Source organism: Amycolatopsis speibonae (assembly GCF_042647925.1).
In the GTDB taxonomy this organism is placed as follows: Bacteria; Actinomycetota; Actinomycetes; order Mycobacteriales; family Pseudonocardiaceae; genus Amycolatopsis; species Amycolatopsis speibonae.
This window is the reverse complement of the sequence record NZ_JBHRWK010000110.1, coordinates 1-13,059: the sequence shown is the minus strand read 5'-3', so window position 1 is coordinate 13,059 and position 13,059 is coordinate 1. Positions and strand designations below refer to the sequence as shown.

Here is a 13,059-nt window from a genome sequence, read left to right as displayed (position 1 = left end):
GAACTTCGCCGCCAGTACCGCCTCGACATCCTCCACCGAACCCATAACACAAGCATGACAGCCGAAATCAAAATATACGGTTTATTTATCGGCGCGCCCTGAACTTCCGGAATCTTCCCCGCTCGGCTGTCGGCCGGGGTGTCCTCGCGACGATGGAGGAATTGGGACGCTGAACGTCCCGGTTCCTCCATCGTCAACCCGGCGCTCTCCTGAATCACCATCGTCGCGCAGGCCAGGTGTAGCTAGTTCCGCGTTCCTTCGGGCTTCGGGATCGGGACGCACGGAAACTTGCGGTCGTTGTAGCGCTCGGTCTTGCTGGGACCGCACAGTTCCATGTCCCCTTGGATGTCCGCGTCGTCCGCGACGCTAAATCCGACGACGCCGATGACGGTGTCGCCGGCGGCGATGTCCGTCCGCGCGTAACTCGTGGCGATCCACAGCTTGGTACGCCACGTGTTGTCCGGGACTTCCTTTTCGAGGCCGGTGGCCGGACTCGCCTTGACGTAGCAGAGACCGGGATTCTCAAGCTCGTTGCAGGTTCCCCGTCCGATGGTGATTTTGGCTTCGAGGAAGTCGAGCCTTGCCCCCTGCACGCCACGGTCGGCCAGTTCGCCGGTCACGGCGAGGTAGACGGCGAGGTAGTGCTCGCCCGGACGGGCCGACTTCCCGGCCAGTTCCGGAGCCCAGACCACGTCGACGGGTTTCACCTGGATTCCCACCGGCGCGCCCGGCTCCACGGTGCCGAGGGCCTTTCCGGGGAAGTCGGCGAATCGCGTGTATTTCGGGCCGGACTCACTTGTGGCCGAACTTCCGGGCGCCCAGTCGCCGGTACTCGGCGAGGCGTTGTCACCGCCGCTTCCGGAACAGGCGCTGACCAGGACAGCGAGGCTCACGACAAGTGCGCCCAGCAGGCGTTGCGACATGGGATTCCTCCGTCGGAAACGTTCGCGGGTCAGCTTCGGGCGCCTTCCGGCTTCGGGATCGGGACACAGGGGAACTTGCCGGTGTCGACCGAGTCCTCTTTGGTCGGCCCGCACAGCTGGAGCCCCTCCGCGCTCTCGCCGTCCGTCATGCTGAATCCGACGACGCCGATCGCGGTCTTGCCCCGGTCGATATCCCTGCCCAGCAGGGAATCCGCCTGCCATTTCTCGTCTCGCCACGTGTTGTCGGCGATCTCGTCCTTGAGGTCGCTCGCCGGGTACGCCTCCTTGAAGCAGTACTGGGGGACGTCGTCCGGCGAGTACGGGTCGCACTTCTTCCCGCCCGGGTTGTCGTAGCGGACCTGCAGATACTTGATCTTGGCCTTTTGCACGCCACGATCGGCGAGCTCGCCGGTCACAGCCACGTACACCGCGAGATAGTGGCTTCCCCCCTTGGCCGACACACCGGCCAGCTCGGGAGCCCAGACCGCGTCGACGGGCTTCACCTGGATCCCCAGCTTCAGACCCGGTTCCGTGGTGGCGAGGGCCTGGCCGGGGAAATCGGCGAACTGGGTGTACTTCGGCCCGGACTGCGCCGAGGCCGGGGCACCGGAGGCCGGATCATCGCTGTCCTTCGCCGGGTTGCCGCCACCGCCGGAACACGCGGTGACCAGCAAGGCGGTGCCCGCGACAAGCGCGGGCAGGAGCCGATTCGACATGGGACGCCCTTCCTAGAAGTACTGTGACATTTCAATGTCGACTGTCACTATGCACTACGACGCGGCGGGGCGCAGCGAGGTTCCGTAGTTCGGGGCGGCGATCATCGAGCCCGGTGGAGCCGCCGTCGTTCAGGTGCCGCAAGGATGATTGTTCGGCACACCGGGTGCCAGCGCCGCCCATTCCTCGTCGGTGATCGAAGTTCCCGCCGTGTCACAGATCCGCGTGACGGCGGTCGTCACGTCGGTGACGAGCACCGCGGCCAGATGGTCGGCGCTGCCGACGACGATCGATGTTCCCGCAGAGGTGAAGGCGAGCGAATAGATGTCGCCGCTCGCCGCCGGGGCCGCCGACAGGACGGGACTCCGTGGGTCGGTGATCGTCCACAGCCACACCAGATGGTCCTTGCCGCCTGCCGCGAGCACCTGGCCGTCCGGACTGATCGCCGTGGTGATGACGGGTCCACCCGGGCCGGTCAGCGGCGAGCCGATCGCGGCCGGGGCCCGGGGATCGGAGACATCCCACAAGCGGATCGTCTTGTCCGCGCTCGCCGTGACGAGCAGATCGCCGACCGGACTGAACGACACGCTGTAGGCGTAGTTGGTGTGCGCGTTGATCACGCTGAGCACCTGCGGTTTCGCGGGATCGCGGATATCCCAGAGCCACACGGATTTGTCGACACTCGCCCCGGCGACGACCGTCCCGTCCCGGTTGAAGGCGAGGCCGTAGACGGCGGCCGTCGGGCCGGTGAGCACCCCGACGGGCCCGCTCGTTCCCGGGCCTCGCAGATCGAACAACCGGATGCGCTGATCGTCGCCGCCCACGGCCAGCATCGTCCCGTCTTCGCGGAAAGCCACGATCTGGGGAACTCCGCCGGTAGGTGGAGACGGGGTACCGACAAGCCTGGGCGTCCGGGCGTCACGCACGTCCCACAGTTCCACCGTGCCGTCGGCTCGACCGGCCGCCGCGAACGCCCCGTCCGCCGAAAGGCTGGACGCGCCGGCGAGGACTCCCGCGGTGCTTTTCGCGGTCACCCGGCCGATCGGCTGGAGCGTGCCGAGGCCGGGCGTCTCGGCGAGGTGCATCGTGCCGTCCGCCCCGCTGGAGCCCGCGAGAACCCTGTTGCCGCCCACCGCGACGGAGAAAACGCCTTCGCCGGAGAGCGACAGCGCGGGCCCGGGAATCCGCCACACGCGGACGACGCCGTCACCGGCCGTCGTGATGAGGCTGCGGCCGCCGTCCGCGAACCGCAGTGCGGTGACGGGGCCCGGATGAGGCAGCGAGGCCTGGACGACACCGCCGGCGACATCCCAGAGACGGACGATGTTGTCGGAGTTGCCGACGGCGATGACGTGTCCGTCCGGGCTGAATTCGGCCGCGTTGATCCAGCTCGCGCCGCCGGTCAGGGTCTTCACCGGGCTGCCGTCGCCGGTGCGCCACAGATAGACCGACTGGTCGGAGTTCCCGGCGGCGACCGTCGCGCCGTCCGGGCTGAACGCGACCGAACGATAGGTGCGGGTGGCGGGTCCGCCGAGCCGGGTAGCTGGGCCGCCGGACGCGGGCCAGCTGAGCACGACTCCCCCACTGCCGGCGGCGACGAGCCTGCTCCCGTCCGGGCTGAACCGGACGGCCTGCACTTCGGTGCCCGCTTCGAGAGACGTGCGAAGGGTTCCGTCTGCCGCGTGCAGACGCACCTGGCGATCGGTCGTCCCCACCGCGAGCGTCGCGCCGTCGGGACTGTAGGCCAGTCCGTGGATCGGCGAGGCGGGGCCGGGCAACGGCGGCAATTCGACGAGGCGGGTGTCGTCCGAGATGGCCCACCGGTGCACGACGCCCGCCAGCCCGCCCGCCACCAGGGTGCGGCCGCCGGGGTCGACGGCGAGCGCGTACAACTCCCCCGCCGGCGCCGTGACAGGTTGGGGCAGCGGCTGGTATCGATTCCGGGAATCACGGCGCCACAACCAGATCCGGCCGTCGGTCCCGGTCGCCACGATGATTTCCCCGTCGCGCACGGTCGCCACGGCCTGCACCACCCCGGCGGGCCCGAGAAGCCTGGTGACAGAAGGCATCCGAGTGGTGCCGAGAACGGCGGACCGCGCTTCGGTGGTGGGGGCGGCACGGTAGGCGGCCACCGCCAGTTGCCCGGCGAGGGACGGATCCGAAGGCAGGAGCGTGGAAGACCGCAGGGCGAGCAGCCGCGACACGGCGAGGTCCCGCTGGGTCGCGGCCTGCCCGCGCTGCCGGGTCGCGTCGATGCCGAGTACCGCCGCGACAAGGGTCAGGACGGCGAGAAACGCTGTCAGCCAACGAAGTCTCAGCACACCGCGGCGTCGTCTCCGCCGTTCTTCCTCCGCCTGTCTTTCGCTGTCGTCCACGAATTCGCGTTCTTCGTTGCTCAGCGAGAACCGTGCCTCGCCACGCAGGGCGAGCACCTGCGCGAGAGGCACCCCGCGCAGGGTCAGCGCGGGATCGTGCCCGCTGCTTTCCCACTGCCGGGCCGCCACGGTCAGCCGGCGGTGCGCGAGCAGACCGGCCCGGTCCTCGTCGAGCCAGGACTGCAACCGCGGCCACGCGGAGATCAGCGCCTCGTGGGTGATCTCCACGGTATCGAGATCCGCCGTGATCAATCTCTGCTCGACGAACAGACCCAGCACGAGGGCGAGGTCGCTTTCCTCGACGTCGCCCAGGAATTCGTCGATCCCGACCCGGCGCCGGGTGTCGGCGACACCGTCACCGATGTGCACCAGCCGCAGGAAGACCGTCTTGACCAAGGCCTGCTGTTCGGGATCGAGCGCCTGATAGGCCTGCTCGGCGGTGGCGGCCACCGCTCCTTCGATCCCGCCGACCGCGACGTAGTCGGCGATCTTCAAAGTATGGCGGGAATCGTGCCGCCAGGTCTGCATCAAGGCGTGCGACAACAAGGGCAGCGCGCCGATTTCGTGGGCGGCGTTCCCGTTCCGGTGTCGCAGGGCCGGGGTGAGTTCGCGCAGGAGCAGGTCGACCAAGCCGGTCTCGATCGCCACGCCCGCCTTGTGCGCCGGACCGGTCACGGCTTGGACGACGTCGTCACGGCTCATCGGGGTCACCAGATGCTGCCCTTTTCGCAAGACGTCGAACATCCGGCGATAGCGCAGAGCGCGGGCGAAGAAGTCCGCGCGCAAACCCAGTACGACCACCAATCCGGGCGCGGGCAGCCCGGTCACCCAGTCGATGTAGTCCTGCCGATCGGCTTCCTCACCCTGTCCGCTGAACAGCTCCTCGAAGTGGTCGACGATGACCAGCAGCGGCCGGTCCGGCGGCGGCTCGGGCCGCTCCTGGGCCGGGCTGGTCCGCAGGATCGACCAGTCCTTGCGCAGGTTCGGGATCAGTCCCGCCCGCAGCAGCGAGGACTTCCCGGACCCGGACGCGCCGACGACGGTCACGATGCCGCCTTCGGCACCCGCGTTCTCGACCTGCGCCGTGAGGCTCCGGACCTGGTCGCTCCGGCCGAAGAACCATTCGGCGTCGCCGGGTTCGAAGGTCGCCAATCCCCGGTAGGGAGAAGCGGGATCCGCCCGCGTACGACCGGTGTGCCGCAGGCGGGTCAGCACCTCCCGCCAGAGCCGCACCTCGTCGTCGCCGACGACCCCGCACGCGGCGAGGATCTTCGGCAGCACCTGCGGCTGGCTCAGCGGAGGAAGATGCCGTCCGCTGAAGTACCCGCCGACGGTGCTGAACGGCAGATCGGCGTCTTTCGCCACCTGTCGGACACTGCGTCCCGCGCGTTCCCGCAGCCGCGTCAGCTCGCGGGCGAAGTCGCCGCGGGTCTGGACCGGAGCGAGACCTTCACCGTTCGGTTGCACATCCGACCCCCGCGTAATCGCCGTCGTTCCGGGCGGAAAAGTCTTTCCGGCGCCTGCGACCCGGGGCAACAGCCGGTCGGCCTGTTCGGGCTGGCAGATGGGTGAACCTCGCGGCGGATGACGCCTGAGCAGGGCGTACTGACTTGTACGGGCTTGGCGCGAACCGTCGCCGTCACGGGGCGGAGGGAGCTTTCCTTGGCTCATCCACTCGATGACCCACTGCCCGGAGGTAGCCATGTCCGAAGCTCTCGTCCTGCTGATCGGAGGACGCAGCACCGAGCACGACGCGTCCCTGCAGAGTTACCGGCACGTCGTCACCGAGGTTCTCGGCGCGCCGGATCGCTTCACCCTGACCGCCGTCGTCCATGTGGACCGGGACGACGGCGCCCGCGTCCTGACCGGGCCGCGCTGGCCGGTCGACGAGGCCGACATCGTGGCGTGGCCGACCGTGCCGGTCATCGCGGCCGCCGAGTTCCTGCGCGCCACCGACGCCTTCGTGTTCTCGCTGCTGCACGGCACCGAAGGGGAGGACGGCTGCTGGCAGGGCGTGGCCGAGGTCTTCGACATCCGCGGCAGCTTCGGTTCCGTGCTCGGCGCCGCGCTGGGCATGGACAAGTACCTGCAGGCCGCGGTCGCCCGCACGACCGTACCGGGCCTGCTGACGCCGCGGACCGAGATCATCCGCCGCTCCGAGGTCGCCGACGGCGTCGATCGCGCCCTGGCCTCGTTCACGGAGGCGGACGTCGTGGTGAAGCCCAACCGGATGGGCGCCTCCCTGCTCACCGAGCACCTCGTCGACTGGGACGTCGCCGATCTGTCCAAGGCGGTCTCGTCCGTTCACGAGTTCGACCCGGACGCCCTCGTCCAGCAGTTCATCTCCGGTACGGAAGTGAGCTGCGGGGTCGTGGTGGAGAACGGGGAACCGGTGGCACTCCCGGTCCTGGCGATCAACACCACCGGAGGTTTCTTCGGCCACACGCAGAAGCATCGGCACGGACTCGCGGAAATAGCCCGTGACACTTCGTCTGCAGCCAAAGAAATCCAGCGGATCTCGGTGCGGCTTTTCGACCAGCTGAGGATTTCCGGCTGGGGCAGATTCGACTTCATCCTGGCCGACGGCAGACCGCACTTCCTCGAAGTCAACACGATCCCCGGACTGATGAGCGGCAGCCTGTTCCCCCGGATGCTCAGGGAAAGCGGCCGGACCGTCGTCGGGCTCATCGAATCGTGCGTGCGCGCCGCCGACGCGAGCGGGCCTGCCGTCAAACGCCTCGACTACGTGATCGAGCACTGAGCCATGACTTCTCTCCTTTCACTCGGCCTGGTCGAGACCCCCGTCCGCGAACTGCCCGGGCACGGCTGGCGAAGACTCGCTGTCAAGGACGAGACCCTGCAGACCTCCGGGGCGTTCAAGTTCCGCGGGGTGGCGAGAAAGATCTCCACACTGCCCCCGGGAACACCGCTGACCACGGCGTCCACCGGTAACCACGGCGCGGCCTTGGCGATCGCCGGCCATCGGCTCGGCAACCCCGTCCGGGTGTTCGTACCGGCGAGCACACCCCGGATCAAACTGGCACGCATCGTCGACCACGGAGCGGAGGTCCACCTCGAACCCGGTCAGTACGACGACGCCGAAGCCGCGGCCAGGACGTATGCCCGCCGAAGCGGCGCGTATTACGTGCCCAGCTTCGACGATCCCGAAATCATCAAGGGGCATCAGACCATGTTCGCCGAAGCCGAGCGGCAGAACGGCCGCCCGGACGTCGTGTTCGTCCCGGTCGGCGGAGGCGGCCTCGCCTCCGCGGCACTCACCGCGTGGCCCGGCACCGAGGTCGTCGGGGTCGAGCACGCGAGCGCCCCCGCGATGCGCGAGTCGCTGCGCCGCGGATCACCGTGGCTGGCGTCGCCTGGGCCGAGCCCTGCCGAAGGGTTGCTCGTGCGCCGGATCGGCGCTCTCCCGCTCCGGATCTGCCAGGCGGCGGACCTCCGGGTGGAACTCGTCACCGATGACGAGATCGCCGACGCCATCCGCGTACTCCACGCGGAGGCAGGCATCCGCGCCGAGTTCGCGGGCGCCGCCGCGTTGGCGGTGGCGCTGAGACGTGCCGATCCCGGCCGGAAGGCGCTTTGCGTGGTGTCGGGCGGCAACATCGACGACGACCTGTGGCGCCAAGTCGTCCGGAGACCCGATGCCGGGCAAGCGCAGGGGCTACGCCCAGGTCAGTGATCCGTTCTCGCGGATCGTCGGATCTCCTGGCCGCGCCGGGGTTTCGGGTGCGGCGTAGTGGTGTTCGAGGCGCTGGGCGGTGTCGGCGAGCATCGCGCCGACACAGGTCCAGGCGGTGCGGCAGGAACCCGCCTCGGCCATCCAGTCCATCACCCGGCCCTGTTCGGCACCGGGGCGCAGGTCGACGGCGAGGACGGCGCCGTCGACGGCACGGCAAACGGGGATCAGGGCGGTGCAGAACCCGATGGTGGCTTCACCGGCGGACCGCAGGTGAAGCCCGCCGGGGCGGCAGCAGTCCTCGTCCGGTCGGGCGCTCAGGCTCGCCCATTCCTCCTGGACCCGCGTCACTCCCAGCGGCATGTACACCCCTGGGACGGTGAAGGCGGTGCGGTAGCCGAACTCGTCGTCGACCCCGTTCATCAGCCCCCACCACGCCAGCAGATCGTCCGGGAGCGGCTGCCCCACCACGTGCTGGACGGCGCGGACGTCCTCGGCTCGAGCCGGACGTTGAAGGGTGGCCGCGGTGACCGGTGAATGCGTGCACAACCAGGCCGTGATCCGCCGCCACGTCGCATCGACGCTGCAGTTCACCGCCACAGTGTGACACGCATTACTTGCTTGTAACCACCTTTTGGCCCGGAGCGAGCAGGTATCCGTCGAACCACCGCAGGATCCGCGCGAGAAGATCGATCTGCGCGGGGTACGCCCGGACGCCGTGGCCTTCTTCCGGGTAGGTCACCAGCGCCGAGGGCACACCGTGGGCACGCAGGGCCTGGTGGAACTCCCGGGCCTGCCCCGGAGGCGTGGCGCGGTCGAGCGCGCCCGCGACGTTCAGGCACGGGGTGCGAGCCTTGCTCGCGTGCAGGACCGGGCTGCGCGTGTGCACCCGGTTCCCCGGGGTTTCCGGGTCGGCGTCGAGGTACTGGGCGCCCCAAGACCCGGTGTTGCTCGTGAAGCTCTGGCTGTACCAGTCGGTGATCGGCGAGATCGGGACAGCGGCGGCGAAGCGGCGGTCCTGGGTGACCAGCCAGGCCGACATGAACCCGCCTTAGCTGCGTCCGATCAGGCCGATCCGGTCCTTGTCGGCGATGCCGCGTCCGACCAGCGCGTCGATGCCGGACAGGTAATCGTGGGTGTCGGCGCCGCCCATGTCGCCGACCACGCGGGCGGCGAACTCCTGGCCCCTGCCGCTGCTGCCGCGCGGGTTGGGATTCAGCACGGCGTAGCCCTGCGCCACCAGGAGCGGGACCCAGGCGTAGCGCATCGACCAGCAGTTCTGGAACGCCCAGATGGGTCCGCCGTGGATGTTGACCACCAGCGGGAACGGCCCCTCCCCCGCCGGGCGGCACAGGATTCCGTCGATGTCGAGGCCGTCGGGTGCGGTCCAGGTGACCACCTCGGCCTTGCCCGCGACGGAGAGGAGGTAGTCGGTCCCCGGGTGGGCGGTCGAGGCGAGTACTTCGTCGCCGCGTTCCCCGGTGAGCACGAGCTGGGGCGGCAAGGCGTAGGAGTCCTGCACGGTCAGTACCCGGCCGTCCGCGGTGAACGCGCCGGCGGGGTAGAAGGTGCCGCCGCTACAGGACAACTCCGTGGCGAGCACCTCCCGGACCGCGCCGTCCGGCACGTCGGCGATCCCGGCGACCGAGCCGAACCGACGCTGCCCGAGGTAGCCAAGCCGGTCCGCGTCGAGCCATTCGACCTGGGTGACGTCGGTGCCCGCGGTGTCGATCCGCCGCGCCGCGCCGGTGGCCGGATCGACCAGCAGCAGATCACCGGCGACCACCCCGCGGTCGCTGCACACGGCTTCGACCACCGCGACCCGCGTCCCGTCCGGCGAACCGGCGGGCAGAGCCAGCTGCACGGGGCTGTCCAGCAGCTTGCGCACCTCGCCGCCGAAGTCGAGCAGGCTCAGCCGCGCGGTGAACCACGCGTCCTCCCCCGGCTCGCCGGACGAGATCGCGACCACCCGATCCGGCCCGCACCAGCCGGCTTCCCAGCAGTTGAGGCCTTCCGGGGACAACCGGATCAAGGTGTCGGTGGCCGGGGTACAGACCCACAGGCTGCGCCAGGCGGAGCCGTCGGCGTCGTCGGAGTCGTCCTCGACCTCCGGGAACCACGACGGCCGTTCCGTCTCCCGGCGGCGGTTCGAACCCGAGCCCTGGCCACCGGAAAGGTCCGCGCCGAACCCGGCGACCCCGAGCAGGACCCGGCGGCCGTCGGGTGACCAGTGGGCGTACTCCACGGTGCCAGGAACCTCCGGCGCGGGCACCGCCTCACCGAGCCCGCCGTCGCGGAGCAGATGCAGCTGGAACACCCCGGCCTCGCGGCGATCGGCGAGGAAGGCGAGGGTGCCGCCGTCCGGGGAGAACCGCGCCCATCGCGCCGATCCCCGCCCTGCCGACACCGCGCGGAGCTCCCCGTCCACCGCGGTGTACACGGCTGTCCTGGGCAGTCCGGTGAGTTCGTCGAGGACCGCGCCGGTCACCACCGCGCGCCCGCCGTCGCGGGTCACGTGCGGCTCCAGGAGCGCGTGCGGACGACCGAACGCCGGTTCGTGCAGGGCACGCAGGTGTTCGGCGACCTCGCGGTAGGCGGCCGTGTTCTCCAGGTCTTCCATGTTCTTCGTCCTCTCCTGCCTCTGTGTCAGGTCGCGCGCAGGACGGCCGCGCCGTTCACCCTGTCCGCGGCCAGGTCGGTGAGCGCGCGGTCGGCCTGGTCGAGCGGATACGGCGTCGTGCTCACCGAGAGGTGATGGTCTCCGGCGAAGCGCAGGAATTCCCGCGCTTCGGCGCGCGTGTTCGCCGTGACACTGCGGATCTGCCTCTCCTGGAACAGATGCCGTTGATAGTTCAGCGAGGGGACGTCCGACAGATGGATTCCCGCGATCGCCAGTGTCCCGCCGCGGTCGAGCGCCGCGAGCGCGGGTGGCACCAGCTCACCGACGGGCGCGAACAGGATCGCCGAGTCCAAAGGCTCCGGCGGCGGCTCCACGGCTCCGGCAGCCGTGGCCGCGCCGAGGCTCAACGCGAGCTCGCGCGCTTCCGCGCTGCGGGTCATCACGTGCACGGTGACACCGCGGGCGATCGCCACCTGGGCGGTCAGATGCGCGCTCCCGCCGAATCCGTAGATACCCAGCCGCCCGCCTTCGGGGACGGCGGCCCGTTCCAGCGAGTGGTAGCCGATCAGGCCGGCGCACAGGAGCGGGGCGAGCTCGTCGTCCGTGTAGCCCGCGGGCAGCGCGAGCGCGTAGGCCGCCGGGACGACGGCGAATTCGGCGTAGCCACCGTCTTCGTCCCAGCCGGTGTAGCGCGAGCCCGGGCAGAGATTCTCCCGGCCCCGCAAGCAGAATCGGCAGCTGCCGCACGTCTCGCGCAGCCACGCGATCCCGGCCCGGTCGCCGACAGCGAATCCGGCGGCCTCACCGCCCACGGCGATCACCTCGCCGACGACCTCGTGTCCTGACGTCACCCCCGGCCGGTGCACGAGCAGGTCACCCTCGGCGACGTGCAGGTCGGTGCGGCACACACCGCAGACCAGCACTCGGATCAGCAACTCCCCGGCGCCGGGGCGCGGAGTGGCCACCCGTGACCATTCCAGTGGCCCCGAAGCCATCGGTCCGGGGCGGTGGACCCGCCAAGCGCGCATCTCCGTCGGCAGTTCCGTCACCCTCGGCCTCCTCGATCACGCTCGTCGACTCGTCCAGGATGGCGCGCCCACGGCGACGGCGCATCACCCCGCGATCATGACGACCGAGGCGGCCGTACCGCCGGTTCGAGCAGCGACAAGCTCAGACCGCGCGCGTCGAGGGCGGCGCGGATACCGACCGGCATCGGCAGATTGGGCCCGGCGTGGCCGAATTCGACGTTGCCCAGGACGGGGATGTCCCAGTCGCCGAGGACGTCGAGGACCAGTTCGGGCAGAGTCGGCGACGAGTCGAGCCCGCCGATCTCGCGCGGCACACCCACGACCATTCCGGCGATCCGGTCGAGGATTCCGCTGTGCCGCAGCACCTGCAGATAGCTCCACACATGCGACGCGTGGCCGCCCATCTCCTCCCAGAACAGCACCGCGCCGTCGAACCGTTCGAGCGGCAGCGCGTACCGCGTGGCCTGCGCCAGCACGACCCGGTTGAGCACCCCGCCGATCAGCGGGCCTTCGGCGCGACCGGGCCGCCAGCACTCCCACGGCGGGCCGCCGGGCAGTGCGCCGATCGGCTCGGTGCCGGTGAGCAAGGCCGAGTAGAACCTCTCCAGTTCCGCTTTGCGCGCCGCGGGCGCGGCCTGCCACGCGTCGCCGAGACCGGGCGTGGCCAGGTCCGCGTGGAAGCCGACCAGGCCCGTGCGCGCGTGGAGCACCAGATGCAACAGCGAGATGTCGCTGTAGCCGAGGATCGGCTTGGAATCGGCCACGACCACCTCGACGTCGATCAGGTCGAGGTAACCGAGCACCCCGTGGCCGCCGTCGTGCGCGACGATCGCGCGCACCTCGGGATCGCGCAGAAAACCGTTGAGCTCCGCCGCGATCTCCTCGGGCCGTGCCGCGCTCCACCAATGGTGCCGCCCCGCTTCGAGCAGCGGCGCCAGACGCACGCGGAAGCCCAGCCCTTCGAGCACGGTGACCGCCCGCTCGAGTCCGGGCACGTATTCGGCGTGGAGCGGCCCGGAAAGGGACGCGATGACCACGAGGTCCCCGGGTGTCAGCGCCCGTGGCCGGAGCAGGGGAGGCTGTGCGGTAGTGATCACCGGGGCAGTATCGCGACCCTCCCGGTGCCGCGCGACGGATTTATTTTGCGGGGTAAGGCAAAGGTGGCGTCGTGTCTGAACCCGCGGTGAGCGAGGACGTAACTCGCGTGATCAGGAAGGTAACTCGCGTGATCAGACGGCGAACACGGTGAACGTCGTCTGATCACGCGAGATCCCTCTCTGATCACGCGTGATCGCCGCCTGATCACGAATGATCGCCCATCCCGCACGAACACGGCACCTTTGACCTTCTTCTCAATAACCGTCCTGGCCACTCACGACCACCCGGACCGACACCTCGCCGCCACACAGGTGTTGCGTCGTTCGGGGTGAAGGGGACTTTCGTCGCATCGCATGCGGGGAAGGTCCTCTTCACATCACGTCCGCATGGTTTCCGGTGCCGTGAGTCGCGTCGCGGAATGTCCTGAAGGGCCCCTTCGAGACGGTGAACGTCTTAAGGGGGGCCTTCAGGACACGACGTCGAGTCGCCGGAACCCCCAGAGTGCGCCCGATGTGGCATTGGGGACACTCACCTTGGATCCACCGGTGTTGATGTGGTGTTTGGGGTGTGTCTGGGTACGCAAATGCCCTCTGGCTTGGGATGATTGTTC

The 13,059-nt window shown here is 69.6% G+C and carries 8 protein-coding genes and 1 pseudogene; 2 read left to right on the top strand and 7 right to left on the bottom strand.

Annotation, left to right across the window (positions count from 1 at the left end; translation table 11 throughout):
• Positions 1-242 precede the first annotated feature (242 nt).
• From ACFOSH_RS42010 to ACFOSH_RS42000, 3 genes are all read right to left on the bottom strand, one after another.
• Entirely contained in the window at positions 243-923 is a 681-nt protein-coding gene (locus tag ACFOSH_RS42010) for a hypothetical protein (RefSeq protein ID WP_378247046.1), read from the bottom strand.
• A gap of 29 nt (positions 924-952) precedes the next feature.
• On the bottom strand, positions 953-1,639 hold the full coding sequence (locus ACFOSH_RS42005; RefSeq protein ID WP_378247044.1) for a hypothetical protein: 687 nt from the start codon (positions 1,637-1,639) through the stop codon (positions 953-955).
• A gap of 129 nt (positions 1,640-1,768) precedes the next feature.
• Complete coding sequence (locus ACFOSH_RS42000) at positions 1,769-5,479, bottom strand: nSTAND1 domain-containing NTPase (RefSeq protein ID WP_378247042.1); 3,711 nt, start codon at positions 5,477-5,479, stop codon at positions 1,769-1,771.
• 235 nt (positions 5,480-5,714) lie between these two features.
• On the opposite strand from ACFOSH_RS42000, the gene ACFOSH_RS41995 reads away from it, so the two are divergent.
• Both ACFOSH_RS41995 and ACFOSH_RS41990 read left to right on the top strand, forming a co-directional pair.
• Positions 5,715-6,773, top strand: a complete 1,059-nt coding sequence (locus ACFOSH_RS41995) for a D-alanine--D-alanine ligase family protein (protein ID WP_378247040.1) — start codon at positions 5,715-5,717, stop codon at positions 6,771-6,773.
• 3 nt (positions 6,774-6,776) lie between these two features.
• On the top strand, positions 6,777-7,706 hold the full coding sequence (locus tag ACFOSH_RS41990) for a threonine ammonia-lyase (protein ID WP_378247038.1): 930 nt from the start codon (positions 6,777-6,779) through the stop codon (positions 7,704-7,706).
• Here the strand turns inward: ACFOSH_RS41990 and ACFOSH_RS41985 are convergent.
• The 4 genes and pseudogenes from ACFOSH_RS41985 to ACFOSH_RS41970 form a co-directional block, all read right to left on the bottom strand.
• Complete coding sequence (locus tag ACFOSH_RS41985) at positions 7,689-8,297, bottom strand: SMI1/KNR4 family protein (RefSeq protein WP_378247036.1); 609 nt, start codon at positions 8,295-8,297, stop codon at positions 7,689-7,691. The two genes, ACFOSH_RS41990 and ACFOSH_RS41985, sit on opposite strands and share 18 nt — an antisense overlap.
• A gap of 19 nt (positions 8,298-8,316) precedes the next feature.
• Positions 8,317-10,323, bottom strand: a pseudogene (locus ACFOSH_RS41980) (prolyl oligopeptidase family serine peptidase).
• Between the two features lie 26 nt (positions 10,324-10,349).
• On the bottom strand, positions 10,350-11,351 hold the full coding sequence (locus ACFOSH_RS41975) for a zinc-binding alcohol dehydrogenase family protein (RefSeq protein WP_378247048.1): 1,002 nt from the start codon (positions 11,349-11,351) through the stop codon (positions 10,350-10,352).
• 95 nt (positions 11,352-11,446) lie between these two features.
• A complete protein-coding gene (locus tag ACFOSH_RS41970; protein WP_378247034.1) occupies positions 11,447-12,448 on the bottom strand; it encodes a S66 peptidase family protein in 1,002 nt (333 codons plus the stop codon).
• Between the last annotated feature and the right edge of the window lie 611 nt (positions 12,449-13,059).